Origin of the sequence: Fusobacterium varium, assembly GCA_021531615.1 — a bacterium.
Lineage (GTDB): Bacteria > Fusobacteriota > Fusobacteriia > Fusobacteriales > Fusobacteriaceae > Fusobacterium_A > Fusobacterium_A varium_C.
Window position 1 is genome coordinate 45,908 of the sequence record JADYUE010000009.1, and the last position, 21,525, is coordinate 67,432.

The following is a 21,525-nucleotide window of genomic DNA, read 5'->3' on the forward strand; positions in this document are numbered from 1 at the left end:
GGAGTTGAGAGAGTGGCTGGAGAAACACCTTTAATGAAGCAATATAAAGAGATAAAAGCAGAAAATAAAGATAGCCTTCTTTTCTTTAGACTTGGAGATTTTTATGAAATGTTTTTTCAAGATGCAGTAATAGCATCAAAAGAGTTAGGATTGACACTGACAAGTAGAAATAGAGAAAAAGATCAAGATGTACCATTGGCAGGAGTTCCCTATCACTCTGTAGGATCATATATAGCTAAGCTTGTAAATAAAGGATATAAAGTGGCTATTTGCGAGCAAGTAGAGGATCCTAAAACAGCTAAAGGGATAGTTAAAAGAGAGGTAACTAGAGTAATTACTCCTGGTACAGTAATTGATACTAAGTATCTAGATGAGAAAAGTAATAACTACCTTATGGGAATAAAAATAGATGGAAATAGAGGGGCTATTGCCTATATGGATATTACTACTGGAGAGTTTAAAGCTAGTGAATTTCAAAGTGAAGATATAATATTTAAACTTTTAGGAGAGATCAATAAATTAGCTCCTAAAGAGATACTTTTAGATGAAAAGACTTATGATAGATATGCAGAGGAGTTAAAAAGACATAACTCTTTAAACAATGTAAACCTAAATAGAGTTTTAGAAAAGAGAAAATCAGAGGATTTTCTAAAAAAATACTTCAATATAGTATCTTTAGATAGTTTTGGAATGCAAGATAAAAAATTGGCATCAACAGTATCAGCTACAGTATTAGACTATGCAGTGGAACTACAAAAGGGAAAAGAGCTACCAGTTAATAATATAGTTTATACAAGCAGTGAAAATGTTATGGAGTTAAATATAACAACTCAAAAAAATCTTGATATTATAGACAATTATAGAGATAAAAGTGGAGCAGGAACTCTACTGTGGGTAATGGATGAGTGTATGACCTCTATGGGAAGTCGTCTCCTTAAAAAGTTTATTAAAAATCCACTTTTAGATGTAGAAAAGATTCAAGCAAGACAAAAAAATGTGGCATTTTTCATAGAAAATGTTTTATTGAGAGAGGAAGTTAGAGAGAAGTTAAAAAATATCTATGATATAGAAAGAATAATAGGTAAACTTGTTCTTGAAACTGAAAATGGAAGAGATTTAGTTGCACTAAAATATTCTATAAAAAACTCTTTAGAGATATTGAAACTTTTAAACGGAAATCCTATTTTTGCAATAGAGGTAAAAGAGTTAATTGATATATATAATCTAATTGAAAGAACAATAGTAGATGAACCACCATTTTCAATAAGAGAGGGTGGAATAATAAAAGCTGGTTATAATAGTGAGTTAGATGAGCTACATGGACTTTCAAAAGATGGAAAAGATTATATTTTAGAGATAGAAAATAGAGAGAGAGAAAGAACAGGAATAAAAGGATTAAAGATAAAATATAACAAGGTATTTGGATATTTTATTGAAGTTACAAAGGCAAATGCACATCTTGTTCCTGAAGATTATATAAGAAAACAAACTTTAGCAAATGCTGAAAGATATATTGTGCCAGATCTAAAAGAATATGAGGAAAAGGTATTAAATGCTAAGGATAAGATTGAAAATTTAGAGTATCAACTATTTAAAGAGGTATCTTATGAGATAAAAAAATATAAAAATATCTTACAAGACTTAGCTTATCAAATATCATACTTAGATGTAGTTACGGATTTTGCTTATATAGCTATAAAAAATTCGTATATTCAGCCTGAAATACATGATGGAAAAGACATTGAAATAATAGCAGGACGCCATCCAATAGTTGAAAAGCTTATTTCTAGTGGTGAGTTTGTTAAAAATAATATAGTCTTTGATGATAAACGTGAGATGATAATTTTAACTGGTCCAAATATGTCAGGTAAGTCTACATATATGAAACAGGTAGCATTAATAATAATTATGGCTCACATAGGTTCATATGTTCCAGCAAATTATGCTAAAATAGGATTAGTGGATAAGATATTTACAAGGGTAGGGGCAAGTGATGATCTACTTACTGGACAATCTACATTTATGCTAGAGATGAGTGAGGTGGCAAATATAGTAAATAGTGCTACTGATAGATCATTCATAATCTTAGATGAGATTGGAAGAGGAACTTCAACTTTTGATGGAATCTCAATAGCTACAGCTATTACTGAGTATATACATGAGAGAATAGGAGCTAAAACAATATTTGCTACACACTACCATGAATTAACTCAATTAGAAGACAAGTTAGATAGAGCTGAAAACTTTAGAATTGAAGTTAAAGAGAATAAAAATGAGATAGTCTTTTTAAGAGAGATTGTAAAAGGTGGAGCAGATAAATCTTATGGAATAGAGGTTGCAAGATTAGCAGGACTGCCAAAAGAGATATTGGATAGATCAAAAAGTGTCTTAAAAAATCTTGAAGAGAGAAAAGAGATTATTGAGAAAAAACTTCAAGGGGAACAACTTATACTGTTTGGAACTCCAGAAGTTGAAAAGCAAGATAATGAAAGTGAAAAAAATAGTTTAAAAGGTAAAGAGATAACTAAGGAACAGAAGATAGTAATGAGGGTTTTAGAGGAGTTGGATCCTAATAGTATGACTCCTTTAGAAGCATTGATGAAACTTAATGAACTGAAAAAAATATTAAATAGGAGTTAGATTATGAATAAAAAGAAAATCTATATGATTATTTTTGCAGTTGTAATAATTTTAGGATATCTTAATTATTTTAAAGAGGAAAAGGATCTTTCAGATTTAAAAAAGGCTATTGAAACTACAAATGTTACTTATGAAAGTGATGATTATCATGTTGAAGCTGCTAAGCAGATAGATTATATTGATGAGAAAGAAACTGACTTTGAAAAAGCAAAGGCTCTAGTAAAAGATATGGTAATAAGTGGGGACAATGTTTTCATTGATAAAGTTAGAAACTTAGCATTGAAAAATAATATCTTAGGAATAAGTCCTAATGGGTGGAAGTTTAACACAGATTCAGCAAACTATGAGAAATTAAAAGATGAGATAACTTCAAATACAGGAGTATCAGCTTTTAATGAGGAAAAAAAGATTAAAATATCTGGTAAAAACTTTACTACAGATAGTAAAATGAGTTATATAGAGATAAAAGATGATGTTGTTCTAGAAAATGAGAGATTGAAATTAAAAGGTGATATTGGAAAATATAGCGATGCTAATAAGATAGTTGTACTTTCAGGAAATATATCTGTTTCAGGAGTAGATGAGAAAGATCAAGAAGTAGATGGAGATTTTAAAAATCTTAAATATTTTGTAGATGATAAAGTTCTTGAAGCTTGGGAACCTTTTTCAATTACATATGATGGAGTAAAACTGTCAGGAGAAAACCTTTGGTATCAAGATGGAGTTGAGGCTTTAAAGATCTCTAAAAATGTTGTAATAGAAACATCTGGATACACAATATATGTAGATAGAATTGAGAAAGATGCTAACAGCAATATTGTTAAATTTTATGGAAAAGTTAAAGGATCAAATGGAGTTTACTCTTTTGAAGGAGCAGAGGGAATATATAATATAGACAGTGAAAAATTAGAACTATATGGAAATGTAATTGTAACTTCTACAAAGGGAGAAAAACTTAATGCTGATAAGATAGTTTATGACAATAAAACTAAATTTATAACAGCTTATGGTGAGAAAAAAGATCTATTATATGTTTCAAATAACGGAGAGTTAAGAAGTAGAGAATTTAGATATAACAATGAGACTCAAGAGGCATTTGCAGATAAAAAATATGACTTTAGAAGTTTAAAATATGATAGTACAGGAGAGAAATTCTACTTTAATAATGTAACAAAAGATGGTTATGTTATAAATGGAAAGGTAATTGATAAAATTAAAAAGCAAAGTGCAAAGGGTAATAGACTAGATTTTAATAGTGAAACTAAGATATATAAACTAAAAGATGATGCTGTTTTTGAAAATGAAGATTATAGAATTGAAAGCAGTAATATTAAGTATGATGGTAATACTGGAAAAGTTACAACACCAGCAGATTATAAGATTACTCAACTTAAAAATGGTATTGAATTTGTAGGAAAAGGTGCTGACTATGATGAAAATACAGGAAATCTTTTAAGTAATGGGGTAATTAATGCTTTAGGAAGTAACTTTAAAGCAAGTGGAAATAACTTAACTTATAACAACAAAACAGGAGCAGGGGAGTTACAAAGTAACATATTCTTTGAAAACACAGATAATGGAACTACTGTAACTGGAGATAAACTTCTTTTCCAAAAGGATAACTCAGTTGAGATTGTAGGAAATCTTGTAATAACAAGTGAAAAAATTATAGCAAAATCTGCTAGAGGAAAGTATAATTTAAAAGATGAAAAAGTTTATATTCCTGAAAAGATAGATTTTGAAAGTAAAGACAAATTAACTTCTGGAACTATGGCAAAGGGAACTTATGATATTAAGAGAGAGATTTTTACTGGAAATAATTTTAAAGGAAAGAATAAGGATACAGATATAACAAGTTCTCTAGTAAAGTATTTTACAAAAGAAAATAAAATAGAGTTTGGAAAGAATACTACAATAAAAACTCCTGAAGTAACTTTAAAAGGAAACAGGTTTGACTATAACTTAGATAGTGAATTAGCTACTTCAAAAGAACCATATACAGTATTCTATGATGAATTTACAATAAAAGGTAACAGTGGAACTTTTGATAATAAAAATGGAATATTTAAAAGTAATAAAGCTGATATAACTTCTAAAAGTGGAGACAAATTTACAGCTGATAAAGCAGATGGAAATCTACATGAAATGAGAATGGACTTTATTGGAAATGCTAAAGGACATACAAATTATGATGGAAAGAGAACAGATTTCTCTGGAGATTTTGCAAGAATTTACTTTAAAAAAGATACAGATGGTTACAAAGCAATAAGAAGTGAAATTAAGAAAAATGCTGTATTTATTCAAGAGGATAAAACTTTAAAATCTGATTACATAGAAGCTGACATTGAAAGAAGTCTTGTTTTTGCAAGAGATAATACAAAAATGATTGTAAAAGATAAGGACAATGGAGATATTATAATAACTTCTGATGTTGCTGAAATAAATATGAATAATGATACTGCAACTCTTATTGGAGATGTTTATATTGAAAATATCAATAAAGAACAAGGAAAAACTGTAATAACAGCAGACAAGGGAATAGCTAGACAAAAAACAGGAATACTTGATCTTATTGGAAATGTAAAGATTGAAAATGCAGAATCAATAGTGGAATCAGATGAGGCAATATATAACATGAACAGTAAAAAATTAAAAGCTAAAGGGCATGTATATATCAACCATAAAAATCAATAAGGGGGAACTATGAAAAGTTTAATAGCCCAAAATCTTAGTAAAAGCTATAAGAAAAGAACAGTTGTAGATAATGTAAGCCTTGAAGTAAATAAAGGAGAGGTAGTTGGACTTTTAGGACCAAATGGTGCAGGAAAGACAACAACTTTCTATATGATAACTGGGATAATAAAACCAGAAACAGGGTCAGTATATTGTGATAACGTAGATGTTACAACATATCCTATGTTTAAAAGAGCAAATATGGGAATAGGTTATCTAGCTCAAGAGCCGTCAGTTTTTAGAAACTTAACAGTTGAAGAAAATATAGCAGCTGTACTTGAGATGAAAGGTGTTGCAAAAAAAGAGCAACAAATGATAATAGAAAAGTTAATGGAAGAGTTTAAACTTACCCATGTAAGAAAATCTTTAGGTTATTCATTGTCTGGAGGAGAGAGAAGAAGAATAGAGATAGCTAGAACAATAGCTAATAATCCTAGCTTTATTCTATTAGATGAGCCTTTTGCTGGGGTAGATCCAATAGCAGTAGAGGATATTCAACAGATAATAAGATATCTTAGAGATAGAGGACTTGGAATCTTAATAACAGATCACAGTGTAAGGGAAACTTTGAGAATAACAGAAAAAGCCTATATAATGGCAAATGGTAAGGTTCTTATCAGTGGAACTCCACAAGAGATAGCTGATAATGAAACTGCAAGAAAAATCTACTTAGGAGAAAAATTTAAATTAGATTAAATTTTAAATATTTGGAGGAAAAATATGTTAACAGGAAATCAAATTAGAAAAGAGTTTATTGAGTTTTTTAAAGCTAAAAATCATAAGCACTTTGAAAGTGCATCTCTAATTCCAGATGATGCAACACTATTACTTACAGTAGCAGGAATGGTACCTTTTAAACCTTATTTCTTAGGACAAAAAGAAGCACCATATCCAAGAGTAACTACATATCAAAAATGTATCAGAACAAACGACCTTGAAAATGTAGGAAGAACAGCTAGACACCATACATTCTTTGAAATGTTAGGAAACTTCTCTTTTGGAGATTACTTTAAAGAGGAAGCAATAGTATGGTCTTGGGAATTTGTTACTGAAGTATTAAAATTAGATAAAGATAAACTTTGGGTATCTGTATTTACAACTGATGATGAAGCAGAAAAAATTTGGATAGAAAAATGTAACTTCCCTAAAGAAAGACTTGTAAGACTTGGGGAAGATGAAAACTGGTGGGCAGCAGGACCAACAGGTTCTTGTGGACCATGTTCAGAAATTCACGTTGACTTAGGACCAGCTTATGGAGGAGATGAAAACTCTAAACTTGGAGATGAAGGAACAGATAACCGTTTCATAGAAATTTGGAACCTAGTATTTACAGAATGGAACAGAATGGAAGATGGAAGCTTACAACCACTACCTAAGAAAAATATAGATACTGGAGCAGGACTTGAAAGAATAGCTGCTATGGTACAAGGAAAATCAAATAACTTTGAAACAGATCTTCTTTTCCCATTAGTTGAAGAAGCTGCAAGATTAACAAATAGCCAATATGGAAGAGACAACGAAGAAAACTTCTCACTAAAAGTTATAACTGACCACTCAAGAGCAGTAACTTTTTTAGTAAATGACGGAGTTATCCCATCAAACGAAGGAAGAGGATATGTTCTTAGAAGGATTTTAAGAAGAGCAGTAAGACATGGAAGATTATTAGGACAATCAGAACTATTCTTATATAAAATGGTAGATAAAGTAGTAGAAATCATGGGAGAAGCATACTCAGATTTAAAAGAAAATATTGCTCACATTAAAAAAGTAGTTAAAATTGAGGAAGAAAAATTCTCTCGTACACTAGATCAAGGAATGCAACTTGTAAATCAAGAGATTGAAAATGCTAAAAAAGATGGAAAAGATAGTTTAACTGGAGAAGTAACATTTAAACTTTATGATACATATGGATTCCCTTATGAATTAACAGAAGAGATCTGTGAAGAAAAAGGAATTAAAGTATCAAAAGATGAATTTGAAGCTAAAATGCAAGAGCAAAAAGAGAGAGCAAAAGCTGCTAGAGAAGTAGTAATGGAAAAAGGACAAGATAGCTTTATAGAAGAGTTCTATGATAAATATGGAGTAACTAACTTTACTGGATATGAAACTCTAAAAGATACAGGAAAACTATTAAGTATCAGAGATGGAAAAGATGGTAAAAAACTTATGATATTTGATACAACTCCTTTCTATGGAGAATCAGGAGGACAAGCAGCAGACTTTGGAGTTATTTCAGGAAATAATTTCGAAGGAAAAGTTATAGATGTTCAAAAACAAAAGGGAATCTTCACTCATACAGTTGAAGTAGTAAAAGGAGAAGCTGTTGAAGGAGAAGAGTATCTATTAGAAGTAGATGAAGCAAATAGAGTTGCAACTGCTAAAAACCATACTGCTACTCACTTATTACATGAAGCATTAAGAGAAGTTTTAGGATCTCATGTACAACAAGCTGGATCATTTGTAAATGGAGAAAGATTAAGATTTGACTTTAACCACTATGAAGCAATGACTCCAGAAGAGATCTTAAAAGTTGAAGATATAGTAAATAGTAAAATAGCTGAAGCAATAGAAGTATCTGTAAAAAATATGTCTATGGATGAAGCTAAAAAAGCTGGAGCTACAGCACTATTTGGAGATAAATATGGAGATATAGTAAGAGTTGTTAATGTAGAAGGATTCTCTATTGAACTTTGTGGAGGAACTCACATAGATAACATTGGAAAAATCGGACTTTTCAAAATTGAAAGCGAAAGTGGAATAGCTGCTGGAATTAGAAGAATAGAAGCAGTTACAGGAAAAGGAGCATTTGAATTTGTACAAAAATTAGAAGCACTATTAGTTCAAATTCAAAAAACAGTAAAAGCTAATGAAGTAAATCTACTAGAAAGAGTAGAAAAAATGGTAGAAACTTTAAAAGAAAATGAAAGAGAGATTGAATCTCTAAAAGATAAACTTACTTATGTGGAATCTTCATTCTTAAAAGAAAATGCTGAAGTAATCAATGGAACAACTGTTGTATTAAAAGCATTCAAGAGCAAAACAGCTGATGAATTAAGAAAATTCATTGACTTAGGAAAAGAAAAAATGACAAATGCTGTTATAGTTTTAGCATCTTCAATGGACGATAAAGTTATATTTGCAGCAGGAGTAACAAAAGACACTATCTCTAAAGTAAAAGCTGGAAATCTTGTAAAAGAAGCAGCTCAAATAACTGGAGGAAATGGTGGAGGAAGACCTGACTTTGCTCAAGCAGGAGGAAAAGACACTACTAAAGTAACAGAGGCTTTAGAAGCAGTAAGAGAAACTTTAAGAAAATCTTTATAAGAGGTAAAATATGTATAAAAAATATATTGCCTTAGATATAGGGGATGTAAGGATAGGAGTAGCAAAATCTGATATTCTAGGGATAGTTGCTACTCCCCTAGAAGTAATAAATAGAAAAAAAGTTAAGTCTGTCCAAAGGATAAAGGAGTTATGTGAACAAGAGAATACAAAATCTTTAGTAGTTGGGATTCCTAAAAGTTTAGATGGAACAGAGAAACGTCAAGCTGAAAAGGTTAGAGAGTATATAGAAAAACTTAAAAAGAATATTGAAGGTTTGGAAATATATGAGGTAGATGAGAGATTGACAACTGTATCAGCAGATAGAATGTTAAATGAGGCTAATAAAAAAGGGGCTTTAGAAAAGAGAAAAGTAGTTGATAAAATAGCAGCAGCAATTATTTTACAAACTTTTTTAGATAGAAAAAAATAGAGAAATTTGGGAGGAGAAATGGGATCAAAATTACTGATGAGATTATCCCTTGTTATAGTTGTAGTGATAGGAGCTATATGGCTTAGCTTTTTTAAATCAACTAAACTAGGACTAGATCTAAAAGGTGGAGTATATGTAGTTCTTGAAGCTGTTCCAGAAGAAGGAGTAACGATTGATGACTCTGCTATGAATAGGTTGATAGAGGTATTAGACAGAAGAATAAACGGGCTTGGGGTAGCTGAATCATTAGTTCAAAAAGCTGGAAATAATAGAGTTATTATTGAACTTCCAGGAATAAGTAACACTGAAGATGCTATTAACATGATAGGAAAAACAGCACTTCTTGAATTTAAAATTGAAAATCCAGATGGAACTTTAGGGGAAACACTATTAACAGGTGGAGCATTGAAAAAAGCAGATGTAACACATGATAACTTAGGAAGACCTCAAATTCAATTTGAAATGAACCAAGAGGGAGCAATAAAATTTGCTGAAATTACAAGAAATAATATAGGAAGAAAATTAGCAATTACACTAGATGGAAAAGTTCAAACTGCTCCTATGATCAACTCTGAAATTCCTAGCGGAAATGGAGTTATTACAGGAAACTATACTTTAGAAGAGGCTAAGGCAACAGCAACTCTTTTAAATGCAGGAGCTTTACCAGTAAAAGCTGAAGTTGTAGAAACTAGAACAGTAGGGGCATCACTTGGAGATGAATCAATAGCTCAAAGTAAACAAGCAGCTATGTTTGCTATGGCTTTAATTGGTATATTTATGCTTATATTCTACAGACTTCCAGGAATAGTAGCAGATATAGCACTTATTATATTTGGACTTATAACTTTTGGATCTTTAAACTTCATAGATGCAACATTGACACTTCCAGGTATAGCAGGGCTTATTTTATCAGCAGGAATGGCAGTAGATGCTAACGTTATTATATTTGAGAGAATAAAAGAGGAATTAAAATTAGGTAATACAATTCGTAATGCAATAGATGCAGGATTTAGTAAAGGATTTGTAGCAATATTTGACTCTAACTTAACAACACTGATAATAACAACTATCTTATTTACTTTTGGAACTGGACCAGTAAAAGGGTTTGCAGTAACATTGACAATAGGTACATTGGCATCAATGTTTACAGCTATTACAATCACTAAAATATTATTAGTTACATTTGTAACTATATTTAAACTAAATAAACCAGAACTATTTGGAGTTAGGAGGAAAATATAATGCAAATAGAAATTATAAAAAACAGTAAGAAATTTTTAGGTATTTCAGCAGTTTTCCTAATAATCTCTCTAGTAGTTTTCTTTGCTAAAGGATTAAATTATGGAATTGACTTCTCTGGAGGAAACCTATTTCAATTAAAATTTGAGAAAAGTATAACTTTAAATCAAATTAATAGTAACTTAGATGAGATAGCTAAAACAATACATCAAGTTAATCCTAATAGTAGAAAAGTTCAAATTTCAGAAGACAATACAGTTATTATAAGAACTCCTGAATTAAAAGAAAGCCAAAAAACAGAAGTACTTAACAATTTGAAAAAAATAGGAAACTTTGAAATCAATAAAGAGGAAAAAGTAGGAGCAAGTGTAGGAGAAGAATTAAAAACATCTGCAATTTTAGCTTTAAGTATAGGAGCAGTTTTAATAATTCTATATATAACATTTAGATTTGAATTTACATTTGCTGTTGCAGCAGTAGCAGCTCTATTCCATGACTTAATAATAGCAATTGGAGTTATAGCACTTTTAGGTTATGAAATAGATACTCCGTTTATAGCTGCAATACTTACAATTCTTGGATATTCAATTAACGATACAATAGTAGTTTTTGATAGAATAAGAGAAAATATGAAACGTAAAAATAGAGGAACTTTTGAGCAATGTTTAGATAAGAGTGTTAATCAAGTTATGATAAGATCTTTAAATACATCAGTAACAACTTTATTTGCTATTATAGCAATTCTTGTTTTTGGTGGAGACAGCTTAAAAACATTTATTATGACTCTATTAATAGGAATTTTAGCTGGAACATACAGTTCAGTATTTATTGCAACTCCTTTAGTTTATATTCTTGATAAAAATAAAAAAGGACCAAATAAAGGGTTTAATAGTTTTAAAGAAGAAACAAAAAAGGAAAATGAAGAGAAAATATTAGTCTAAATATAAAAGATAATATATAATATAAGAGGGCAACTGAGAATGATAAAATTTAAAGTCGCCCTCTAAAAATTTATACACATAGACAAAGAAGGGAATAAAAATGAGAACTTGGCTAGAGATAGATATAGACAATTTAAAATACAACATAGATAAAATACAAAAACTAGTTGAGGGTAAAAAGATTTTAGGAGTGGTAAAAGCTGATAGTTATGGTTTTGGAGCAGTTAAGATAGCGAAGGAACTTTCAGAAGTAGGAGTAAAAATTTTTGGTGTAGCTTCATTAGATGAGGCACTTGAATTAAAAAAAAGTGGTATAGAAGATGAGATTTTAATTTTAGGTTCACTATTTGAAGATGAAATTTTAGCAGCAGATAAAGAGAATTTTCAAATAACAGTAAGTAGTAGAAAACAACTAAGATTTATAGAAGAAAATAGGTTAAATATAAAATTTCATATAAAAATTGATACTGGAATGGGAAGATTAGGCTTTACTGTAGAAGAGGGAGATAAGGTAATAGAAGAGTGTATAGGAAAAAATATGAATATTACTGGTATTTATTCACATCTTTCTGATGCTGATGGTATGAGTCAGGAATCTATTGATTACACTGAGGGGCAACTTAAAAAGTTTGCTATTTTCAAAAAATATGAAAATGTAGTAAAATATATTCATATATTAAATAGTGGTGGGATACTTCGTTTTAATAATAGATATGCAGGAAATTTAGTAAGAGCAGGAATATGTATGTATGGAATGCTTGGAAATGAGAGAATAGAAGGATTTAAAAGAGTATTTACAGCAAAAGCTAGAGTTCTATCACTTAGAACTGTAGAAGAAGATTCTTATATCTCTTATGGAAGAACAGCTCAGCTAAAAAAAGGAGAAAGTTTTGCTACATTATCGATAGGTTATGCAGATGGTATGAAAAAGGAGTTTTCTAATAAAACATATGTTATAATAGAAGATGAAAAATGTCCTGTAGTCGGTGAGATATGTATGGATATGTGTATGGTAAAAATTCCTAATTCTATTTTAGAAAAAGTAGAGATTGGAGCAGAGGCTATTGTTATTAGAGATGATATAATTGAAGAGATAAACTCAATCCATAAATCTACTTGGGATATTTTAACAGGTATAGGAAGAAGAGTTTATAGAGTGTATAAAAAGAGTGGAAGTGTAGATTTTATAAAAAGATAAAGGAGATGAAATGGCTAAGGTAATTTTAATAAGTGGGAAAGAGAAAAAGATAATTAACTTTTATCCAAATGTATTTAAAGATGAGGTAAAAACTATAGTTGGGGATATAAAAAATGGAGATGTAGTAGATGTTTGCTCATCTGATGGAGCTTTTGTTGGTAGAGGATATGTAACAGATTCAACATCAGCATTTGTAAGAGTTTTAACAACTAAAGATGAAAAGATAGATAAAAACTTTATACTTGAAAAAATTAGAAGAGCTTATAAAAAGAGAGAGCATCTTTTTAATGAAACTAACTGTGTAAGAGCATTTTTTTCTGAAGGAGATGGAATCCCTGGACTGATAATAGATAAATTTGAAAAATATGTATCTGTACAATTTAGAAATTCAGGAGTAGAAGCTTTTAGACAAGAGATTATAAATAGTATTAAAAAAGTTATGAAACCAAAGGGAATCTATGAGAGAAGTGATGTTGAGAACAGAACTCTTGAAGGTGTAGAGCAAAAAACAGGAGTAATTTTTGGAGAAATTCCTGAAAGAGTAATAATGGAAGATAATGGGTTAAAATATAATATAGATATTATAGATGGACAAAAAACAGGGTTCTTCCTAGATCAAAGAGATTCAAGAAAGTTTATCAGAAAATATTTAACTAAAGATACAAGATTTTTAGATGTTTTCTCAAGTAGTGGTGGTTTCTCAATGGCAGCTTTAAAAGAGGGATGTAAAAAGGTAACAGCTATTGATAAAGAGCCTCATGCCTTAGAATTATGTAGAGAGAACTATGCTTTAAATGAGTATACAGGGGATTTTGTAACTATGGAAGGAGATGCTTTTCTACTTCTTAAAACTCTTGTAGGAAGAGGAGAGAAATTTGATGTAATTACATTAGATCCCCCTTCATTGATTAAAAGAAAAGCTGATATTCATAAGGGAAGAGATTTTTTCTTTGATCTATGTGATGATAGTTTTAAGCTTTTATCTGATAATGGAATTTTAGGAATTATAACATGTGCTTATCATATTTCACTTCAAGATTTAATAGAAGTAACAAGAATGGCAGCCTCTAAAAATGGTAAATTACTTCAAGTTATAGGAATAAATTATCAACCTGAAGATCATCCATGGATTCTTCATGTTCCTGAAACTCTATATTTAAAGGCTTTATGGGTAAAAGTTGTAGAAAATTAAAAAGGGTGATGAGATGTATTTAGATATGGCAATAGGAGTAGTTATTCTTTTTTCTTTATTGTATGGATTAAAGAATGGGTTGTTTGTAGAGTTTATAGCAATATTTGGAGTGGTAATAAACTTTATTATAGCTAAAAAATATACTCCAGCAGTTATAGATTTTTTAAATCTTTCTAAAGATAAAGATCGTTATTTTATAGTGTATGTAGTTACTTTCTGGGCTGTATATATAATATTAGGAATAATAGTTAGTTTGATTAGAGGTTCATTAAATAATCAAGGAAAAGGTTTAATAACTAGACTTTTAGGTGGAGTTTTAGGAGCTATAAAAGGGTTGTTTTTAGCTCTGATAATTCTTTTGATTTTTAACTATTCAGCAGATATTTTTAAAGGATTGAAAAAATATTCAGCAGGAAGTTATGTAAATAAACTATTTTTAGAAAAAGCTCCAGAGTTAGAAGAATATATACCAGATGTTTTTCAAGCTAAACTAAAAGAACTAAAAAATGGAGAGTTAGTAGATAAATATATTGATAAACTTTTTTAGGAGAGTGTAAATGAAAATAATAGAAAAGTATATACTAGAAGAGGTAAAAATGCCAATATTATTTGGTATCTCTCTATTTACTTTTATATTTTTAATAGATATTATTGTAGCTATGATGGAAAATATAATAGTAAAGGGAATATCAATTATTGATATAATAAGAATACTGTCTTTTTATTTACCTCCAATATTATCACAAACTATTCCAATGGGAATGTTTTTAGGAGTGATGTTAACGTTTTCAAAATTTACGAGAACAAGTGAAGCAACAGCTATGAGTTCAATAGGAATGGGAATTAAAGAGATTGTAAAACCAATATTTATTTTAGCTTGTGCTACAACTCTTTTTATATTTTTTCTTCAAGAGAGCATAATTCCAAGATCATTTAAAAAGCTACAATATATAACAACAAAGATAGCATATGAAAATCCAGTGTTTCAATTAAAAGAGAAAACATTTATTGATGAGGTAGATGAATATAATCTTTATGTTGATAGAATAGAGGGAAAAGATAGACAGGCTAAAGGTGTTCTTATATTTCAAAAGGATGAAAATGAGAATTTTCCAACAGTGCTAGTAGGAGAGAAGGCATTTTGGAAAGATTCAGCTATGGTTATAACAAAATCTAAGTTTTTTGATTTTGATAAAGATGGAAAAGAGAAACTTCGTGGAGAGTTTGATGATAAGAAAGTACCTCTTACAGCATATTTTGATGGGATTGATATCAAAGTAAAAGATATAGAGGCTATGAGTATAGGAATGCTTTTGAAAGAGATTAAAAATCAAACTCCAGATGAAAAAATAAGATATGAAGTTGAAATAAATAGAAAAATTGCATTACCTTTATCAACTATAATGTTATCTTTATTAGGTGTATTTATGTCTATAGGGCATCATAGAAGTGGAAAGGGAGCTAATTTTGCTTTGAGTATGGTAGTAGTATTTACATATATTACACTTCTAAATATTGGAATGGTAATGGCAAATAGAGGAAAAATCCCACCTTTTATAGGAGTTTGGACACCTAATTTGGTATTATTCTTTTTGACTTTCATATTTTATAGAAAGAAAGCCAGGGGGATATAGATGAAGATAATTGATAGATATATAAGTAAAAATTTTATAAAATCATTCTTATTAAGTTTAATAGCCTTTGTTGGAATATTTTTAGTAAGCCAATTATTTAAAGTAATAAGATATGTAAGTGATGGAAGATTTTCAGCAGATGAATCAATAATCTATATTCTTACAATGATACCTAAAATTTTAATTGATGTAGCTCCATTGGCTGTTCTTCTTGGATCACTTATGACAATAAGTTCGATGGCATCAAATTTAGAGATAATCTCTTTGAAAACCTCTGGAATTAGTTTTAAAAGAATAATTCTTTTCTCAATTTTAATTTCTTTAATAATTTCAGGTGTAGTATTTTATATTAATGATTCACTATATCCTTATGCTCTTAGAAAAAATAGAGAGATAAAAAGTAGAGATGTTATTGTAAGGGAAGCTCCAATTGAAAAAAATAATGCTTTTTTTAGAGGAGAAAATGGAAATTATATCTATTTAATGGGAAAAATCAATAGAAAAACTGGTTTTGCTGAAAATATAGAAATTATAGATTTGAATAGCAAATTTGATAAAGTAGAGAGAATAATCACAGCAAAAGAGGGAAGATATAATTTCAGTAAAAAGATTTGGATGTTAAAAGATGCCAATATCTATGATGGAGAAAAAATAACTAAACCAATTGAAAAAGAGATATTTACTGAAGAAAGATATAATGATGAACCAGATAAATTTATAACTCAAAATGTAGAGCCAAGAACTCTTACTATAAAAGAATTAAAAAAATCTATTAGAGAGATAAAAAGTGTAGGTGGAGATACAAGAGAGTTTTTAGTTGAGTTAGGAAATAGATACTCTTTTCCATTTGCAAGTTTTATAATCTCTTTTTTAGGACTATCTTTAGGAAGTAGATATGTAAGAGGAGCATCAGCTATAAATTTAGCATTATCAGTAGCCTTAGGTTATGGTTATTATATAGTTCAAGCTTCATTTGAGGCTTTAAGTATAAATGGTTTTTTAAATCCATTTATAGGTGGTTGGATTCCTAATATCATATTTTTAGTTGTAGGAATCTATTTTGTATATAGATCAGAGTATTAAGAAAGGAAGAAAATGAGCATAGTAGTAAAAAAACTAGATAATGGAATACCTGTTTTAATTGATAATATAGAGAGTATTAATACAGTAAGCTTAGGAATATTTGTAAATACAGGATCAAGAAATGAGTATCCAGAAGAGAGTGGAGTTTCTCACTATATTGAACATATGATGTTTAAAGGAACAGAAACAAGAACAGCTAAAGAGATATCAGAGATAATTGACAATGAAGGTGGAATGATCAACGCTTACACAAGTAGAGATCTTACAGTTTACTATATTCAAATGCTTTCAAATAAGATAGGAACTGGAATAGATGTATTGTCAGATATGTTTATGAATTCAACTTTCAGTGAGGAAAACCTAGAAAAAGAAAGAAATGTAATAATTGAAGAGATTAGAATGTATGATGATATTCCAGAGGAGATAATACATGATGAGAATGTAAAATATGCAGTTACTGGAGTTCAATCAAATAGTGTATTGGGAACTATTGAAAGTTTAAAAGGGATAACTAGAGAGAGATTTTTAAAATATTTTAATGAACAATACATAGCTTCAAATCTTGTAATATCAGTTGCAGGAAAAGTTGATGTTGATGAGATTTACAATCTTTTAAATAAAGGACTTGGAAAATTTAGAGATAGTAACTTTAGAAGAGATATTGATAATTCATTTGTAATCAATGGTGGAGAAAATATAATAAAAAAAGATACAAATCAAGTACACCTATGTTTTAATACAAGAGGTAATGGGGTAAAAGATGATATGAAATATCCTGGAGCTATTATCTCTAGTGTATTAGGTGGAAATATGAGTTCTAGACTTTTCCAAAAAATAAGAGAGGAAAGAGGATTAGCTTACTCTGTATATAGCTATGGAACAGCATTTTTAGAGGGTGGACTATTTACTATCTATGCTGGAACTACAAAGGAAAGCTATAAAGAAGTATTAGAGATCATTAAAAATGAGTTTAATGATATTAGAGAAAATGGAATCACTGAATCAGAGCTTCAAAAATCTAAAAATCAATTTTTAAGTATGCTGACTTTTAGCTTAGAAAGTAGTAAAGGAAAAATGAGCAGAATGGCAAACTCTTATCTACTATATGATAAAGTAATTGATATAGATGAGATAATTGAAAAAATTGAGAAGATAACTTTAGAGGATATAAAGAAAACAGCTGAATATCTATTCCAAGAAGAATATTATTCATACACAGTATTAGGAGATATATAAGGAGAAAGTAATGGAAAAAGTAATAGTAAAGATAGTTAGAGAAAATGATAAAATTGAATTACCAAAATATGAAACACCTGGAGCTGCAGGAATGGATATTAGAGCTAATATCACTGAACCAATAGTATTAGGATCTTTAGAAAGAACTTTAGTTCCAACAGGATTAAAAATAGCTATACCAGAGGGATATGAAGTACAAGTTAGACCTAGAAGTGGACTTGCACTAAAACATGGAATTACTCTTTTAAATACTCCTGGAACAATTGATAGTGATTATAGAGGAGAATTAAAGATAATAATAGCTAATATGAGTAAAGATGCTTATACAATTAATCCTGATGAAAGAATAGGGCAACTTGTTTTAAACAAAGTTGAACAAATTGAGTGGGAAGTTGTAGAAACTCTTGATGAAACAGAAAGAGGGGCAGGAGGATTTGGGCATACAGGTAAATAAGGGGTAAAAGAAAATGGGAAGAAGAAGAGATGTTAGATTAGGTTTAAAAAAGATAAAGAAAATGAATATCTTTCTTTTACTTAATGCACTGATAATAGTGGTTATTAGTATTTTAACTATATATAGTGCAACAATACATAAAACTCCATCTTTTTATAAAAAAGAGTTATTTTGGGGAATTATAGGTATTTTTGTCTATCTATTTTTCTCTTTTGTAGATTATAGAAAATATGCAAAGTACTATAAAGTTCTCTATATTATAAATCTAGGAATTTTAGCCTCTGTTTATGTTTTAGGTGTAAAAAGATTAGGGGCACAAAGATGGATAGATTTAGGACCTATTAGTATCCAGCCTTCAGAGATAGGAAAGGTTCTAGCAATACTTACTCTGTCAGAATTTTTAGTAGTGAAGTATAGAGATAGGTTTGTTGGATTAAAAAGTGTTATTGTAGCTGGATTGCATATTCTTCCTATAATGCTTCTTATACTGAAACAACCAGATTTAGGAACAACTCTTATTTTAACAATGACATTTTGTGTAATTATTTTTATACATGGAATAGATTGGAAAACTATAATAATTATGGGAATAGGAGGAATTATCTCTGTACCAGCAGCATATTTTTTTCTTTTAAAACCATATCAAAGACAGAGAGTACTTACATTTTTAAATCCAGAGGCTGATTTATTAGGAAGTGGTTGGAATGTTACTCAATCAATGATAGCCATAGGTTCTGGTGGAATGTATGGAAAAGGTTTTCTACAAAGTACTCAAAGCAAGTTGAGATTTCTTCCAGAGGCTCATACAGACTTTATAGGTTCGGTATTTTTGGAGGAGAGAGGTTTTGTAGGAGGACTTGTTCTCTTAGGACTATATTTTTTACTTATAGTGCAGATAGTTTATATAGCTGATACTACAGAGGATAAGTATGGGAAATTAATATGTTATGGGATAGCTTCTATATTTCTATTTCATTTAATAATCAATGTTGGAATGATAATGGGAATAATGCCTGTAACAGGTAAACCATTGTTGCTTATGAGTTATGGAGGAACATCACTTCTTATAAGCTTTATGATGTTAGGAATTGTTCAAAGTGTAAAATTGTATAGAGATTAGGTGGAGTTGTGGAATATATAATAGATAAAGAGTATGAAGATGTAAGATTAGATAGATTTTTGAGAAAAAAATATGAGAATATATCTCTAACAGAGATCTTTAAAGGAATTAGGACTGGAAAAGTAAAGGTAAATGGGAAAAAAAGTAAAGAAAATTATAGACTTCAATTAGAGGATATAGTTAAAGTATTTTTCAATGGAGGAGAGACTAAAGAGGAGAAACCAGTTTCTATTGAAAATAAAGAGATAGAGAAAATAAAAAAATCTATAGTTTATGAAGATGAGAAAGTTTTAATTTTTAATAAAAAAAATAATATGGTAATGCACAAAGGAAGTGGCTATGAATATGGTATCTCTGAGATGATTAAATCATATTTAAAAAATGAAAACTTTAACTTTGTAAATAGAATAGATAAGGCAACTTCTGGACTTATAATAGGGGCAAAATCTTTAGTTGTAGCTAGAGAATTAGCTGAAGATATAAGAAATAGAGATATTGAGAAAAAATACTATATTCTTGTAAATGGAAGAGTTAGAGAGAAAGAGTTCAAAATTAAAAGTTGGCTGAAAAAAGTTGAGGATAGAGTAATCGAAGTTGAGGAGTTTCAAGAGGGAGCAAAGGAGAGTACAAGTAGTTTTAAAGTAGTTGAATATGGGAAAAACTGTACTTTATTAGAAGGAACTCTTGGAAGTGGAAGAACTCATCAACTTAGGGTACAACTAGCTAATAGAGGAAATTATATAATAGGTGATAATAAATATGGAAAAGATAAAGAAAAAATGATGTATTTATTCTCACATTATGTTAAAATAGAAAGATATGGAATTGAGATAAATTTGCCAATTCCAAAGGAATTTTTAGATAGGTTAGGCAACAATTAAATTTTAAAATATAGGAGGAGAGAAATGTCACAAAACACTGGTATTTTAGAAAATTATTTCAAAATATCTGAAAGAGGGAGCACTGTTAAACAAGAGGTAATAGGAGGAATTACAACATTCTTAGCAATGTCGTATATTATCTTTGTAAACCCAGCTATTCTTGGAGATGCTGGAATGGACAGAGGGGCACTTATTACAGTAACTTGTTTAGCATCAGCTTTAGCAACATTATTATCTGGAGTTTGGGCAAATGCACCATTTGCATTAGCACCTGGAATGGGATTAAATGCATTCTTTACTTATACACTTGTATTAGGAAAAGGTGTACCTTGGCAAACTGCATTAGGAATTGTATTTATTTCTGGATTCTTTTTCCTTATTCTTTCAATAGGGGGAATTAGAGAGAAGATAGCTAATGCAATACCTTTACCACTAAAAATAGCTGTTGGTGGAGGAATTGGAATGTTTATCACTTTAATTGGTCTTAAAAATATGGGAGTTGTTGTAGCTAATGATGCAACATTAGTAGCATTAGGACCAATAACAACAACTGTATTAATAGGAATTGTTGGTTTAATAGTTTCTATGGTACTTGAAATTGAACGTGTAAAAGGTGGAATGTTAATAGGAATTCTTGTTTCTACAATATTAGCATTTATCACTGGTAATGTAGATGTTCCATCACAATTTATTTCTATGCCACCAAGTGCAGCACCTATAGCTATGAAATTAGATATTATAGGAGCATTTAAATTATCATTAATTGGACCAATATTCTCATTTATGTTTGTTGACTTATTTGATACTTTAGGAACTTTAATTTCTTGTTCAAAACAAATGGGAATGGTTGATGAAAAAGGACACATTCAAGGACTTGGAAAAATGCTTTATACAGACGTTAGTGCAACAATAGCAGGGGCTATGATGGGAACAAGTACTGTTACAACTTTTGTTGAATCAGCAGCAGGAGTAGCAGTAGGAGCAAGAACAGGATTTGCATCTGTAATAACTGCACTTATGTTTATAGGGGCATTATTCTTCTCTCCAATAGTTGGAGTAGTTCCAGCATATGCAACAGCACCAGCTCTTATTATAGTTGGAGGATATATGTTTAAAAATGTAAAAGATTTAGATTTTACAGATATGAAATCATTATTCCCAGCATTTATTATAATAGTAGCTATGCCACTTACTTATAGTATCAGTATAGGGTTAAGTTTAGGGTTCCTTGCTTATATCTTACTTCACCTTGTAACTGGAGATTTCAAGAAAATTAACTTTACACTACTATTTATAGGGGCACTTTGTTTTGTAAACCTTGTAGTGTAGGATAAAAATTAAATAATAGCTAAAAAGGCTCTTTGTCAAATAGTGTTGGTGGAAAAAACAAATAAATTTTCAAGTAACTCCAGTGATTTTC

At 29.8% G+C, this 21,525-nt stretch carries 17 protein-coding genes; all 17 read left to right on the forward strand.

Annotated features, from left to right (window positions below):
* The first annotated feature begins 12 nt into the window (after positions 1-12).
* The 17 genes from mutS (at position 13) to I6E31_05225 (ending at position 21,434) form a co-directional block, all read left to right on the forward strand.
* A complete protein-coding gene (mutS, locus tag I6E31_05145; GenBank protein MCF2639357.1) occupies positions 13-2,640 on the forward strand; it encodes a DNA mismatch repair protein MutS in 2,628 nt (875 codons plus the stop codon).
* Positions 2,641-2,643: 3 nt separating this feature from the next.
* A complete protein-coding gene (gene lptC, locus I6E31_05150; GenBank protein MCF2639358.1) occupies positions 2,644-5,334 on the forward strand; it encodes an LPS export ABC transporter periplasmic protein LptC in 2,691 nt (896 codons plus the stop codon).
* Between the two features lie 9 nt (positions 5,335-5,343).
* A complete protein-coding gene (gene lptB, locus I6E31_05155) occupies positions 5,344-6,069 on the forward strand; it encodes an LPS export ABC transporter ATP-binding protein (protein ID MCF2639359.1) in 726 nt (241 codons plus the stop codon).
* Between the two features lie 24 nt (positions 6,070-6,093).
* A complete protein-coding gene (gene alaS / locus I6E31_05160) occupies positions 6,094-8,697 on the forward strand; it encodes an alanine--tRNA ligase (protein MCF2639360.1) in 2,604 nt (867 codons plus the stop codon).
* A gap of 10 nt (positions 8,698-8,707) precedes the next feature.
* On the forward strand, positions 8,708-9,127 hold the full coding sequence (gene ruvX, locus I6E31_05165; GenBank protein MCF2639361.1) for a Holliday junction resolvase RuvX: 420 nt from the start codon (positions 8,708-8,710) through the stop codon (positions 9,125-9,127).
* 18 nt (positions 9,128-9,145) lie between these two features.
* Complete coding sequence (gene secD, locus I6E31_05170) at positions 9,146-10,369, forward strand: protein translocase subunit SecD (GenBank protein MCF2639362.1); 1,224 nt, start codon at positions 9,146-9,148, stop codon at positions 10,367-10,369.
* A complete protein-coding gene (secF, locus tag I6E31_05175; protein MCF2639363.1) occupies positions 10,369-11,307 on the forward strand; it encodes a protein translocase subunit SecF in 939 nt (312 codons plus the stop codon). Before secD ends, secF begins: the two co-directional genes overlap by 1 nt.
* 100 nt (positions 11,308-11,407) lie before the next feature.
* A complete protein-coding gene (gene alr, locus I6E31_05180) occupies positions 11,408-12,505 on the forward strand; it encodes an alanine racemase (protein ID MCF2639364.1) in 1,098 nt (365 codons plus the stop codon).
* A gap of 10 nt (positions 12,506-12,515) precedes the next feature.
* Positions 12,516-13,697, forward strand: coding sequence for a class I SAM-dependent rRNA methyltransferase (locus I6E31_05185; GenBank protein ID MCF2639365.1), 1,182 nt, complete (start codon positions 12,516-12,518; stop codon positions 13,695-13,697).
* Between the two features lie 13 nt (positions 13,698-13,710).
* Positions 13,711-14,244: a CvpA family protein gene (locus I6E31_05190; GenBank protein MCF2639366.1), complete on the forward strand. Its 534-nt coding sequence runs from the start codon at positions 13,711-13,713 to the stop codon at positions 14,242-14,244.
* A 10-nt stretch (positions 14,245-14,254) separates the two neighbouring features.
* On the forward strand, positions 14,255-15,331 hold the full coding sequence (locus I6E31_05195; GenBank protein MCF2639367.1) for an LptF/LptG family permease: 1,077 nt from the start codon (positions 14,255-14,257) through the stop codon (positions 15,329-15,331).
* The gene (locus I6E31_05200) at positions 15,332-16,414 is read left to right on the forward strand and encodes an LptF/LptG family permease (GenBank protein ID MCF2639368.1); all 1,083 of its coding nucleotides are present in this window, start codon (positions 15,332-15,334) and stop codon (positions 16,412-16,414) included.
* A gap of 12 nt (positions 16,415-16,426) precedes the next feature.
* Entirely contained in the window at positions 16,427-17,650 is a 1,224-nt protein-coding gene (locus tag I6E31_05205) for an insulinase family protein (protein ID MCF2639369.1), read from the forward strand.
* 10 nt (positions 17,651-17,660) lie between these two features.
* Complete coding sequence (gene dut, locus I6E31_05210) at positions 17,661-18,104, forward strand: dUTP diphosphatase (GenBank protein ID MCF2639370.1); 444 nt, start codon at positions 17,661-17,663, stop codon at positions 18,102-18,104.
* A 13-nt stretch (positions 18,105-18,117) separates the two neighbouring features.
* Positions 18,118-19,224 (forward strand): rod shape-determining protein RodA, encoded by a 1,107-nt coding sequence (rodA, locus tag I6E31_05215; protein MCF2639371.1) that lies wholly within the window; start codon positions 18,118-18,120, stop codon positions 19,222-19,224.
* An 8-nt stretch (positions 19,225-19,232) separates the two neighbouring features.
* Entirely contained in the window at positions 19,233-20,105 is an 873-nt protein-coding gene (locus I6E31_05220; GenBank protein ID MCF2639372.1) for an RluA family pseudouridine synthase, read from the forward strand.
* A gap of 24 nt (positions 20,106-20,129) precedes the next feature.
* Positions 20,130-21,434 carry an NCS2 family permease gene (locus I6E31_05225; GenBank protein ID MCF2639373.1) on the forward strand — a complete coding sequence of 435 codons (1,305 nt, stop codon included), beginning with the start codon at positions 20,130-20,132 and terminating at the stop codon, positions 21,432-21,434.
* Positions 21,435-21,525: the final 91 nt, after the last annotated feature.

Bases quoted from the DNA above. Each gene is read 5' to 3' on its own strand.
- lptC (MCF2639358.1), top strand. From the start codon at position 2,644: ATGAATAAAAAGAAAATCTATATGATTATTTTTGCAGTTGTAATAATT.
- lptB (MCF2639359.1), top strand. From the start codon at position 5,344: ATGAAAAGTTTAATAGCCCAAAATCTTAGTAAAAGCTATAAGAAAAGA.
- alaS (MCF2639360.1), top strand. From the start codon at position 6,094: ATGTTAACAGGAAATCAAATTAGAAAAGAGTTTATTGAGTTTTTTAAA.
- ruvX (MCF2639361.1), top strand. From the start codon at position 8,708: ATGTATAAAAAATATATTGCCTTAGATATAGGGGATGTAAGGATAGGA.
- secD (MCF2639362.1), top strand. From the start codon at position 9,146: ATGGGATCAAAATTACTGATGAGATTATCCCTTGTTATAGTTGTAGTG.
- secF (MCF2639363.1), top strand. From the start codon at position 10,369: ATGCAAATAGAAATTATAAAAAACAGTAAGAAATTTTTAGGTATTTCA.
- alr (MCF2639364.1), top strand. From the start codon at position 11,408: ATGAGAACTTGGCTAGAGATAGATATAGACAATTTAAAATACAACATA.
- I6E31_05185 (MCF2639365.1), top strand. From the start codon at position 12,516: ATGGCTAAGGTAATTTTAATAAGTGGGAAAGAGAAAAAGATAATTAAC.
- I6E31_05190 (MCF2639366.1), top strand. From the start codon at position 13,711: ATGTATTTAGATATGGCAATAGGAGTAGTTATTCTTTTTTCTTTATTG.
- I6E31_05195 (MCF2639367.1), top strand. From the start codon at position 14,255: ATGAAAATAATAGAAAAGTATATACTAGAAGAGGTAAAAATGCCAATA.
- I6E31_05200 (MCF2639368.1), top strand. From the start codon at position 15,332: ATGAAGATAATTGATAGATATATAAGTAAAAATTTTATAAAATCATTC.
- I6E31_05205 (MCF2639369.1), top strand. From the start codon at position 16,427: ATGAGCATAGTAGTAAAAAAACTAGATAATGGAATACCTGTTTTAATT.
- dut (MCF2639370.1), top strand. From the start codon at position 17,661: ATGGAAAAAGTAATAGTAAAGATAGTTAGAGAAAATGATAAAATTGAA.
- rodA (MCF2639371.1), top strand. From the start codon at position 18,118: ATGGGAAGAAGAAGAGATGTTAGATTAGGTTTAAAAAAGATAAAGAAA.
- I6E31_05225 (MCF2639373.1), top strand. From the start codon at position 20,130: ATGTCACAAAACACTGGTATTTTAGAAAATTATTTCAAAATATCTGAA.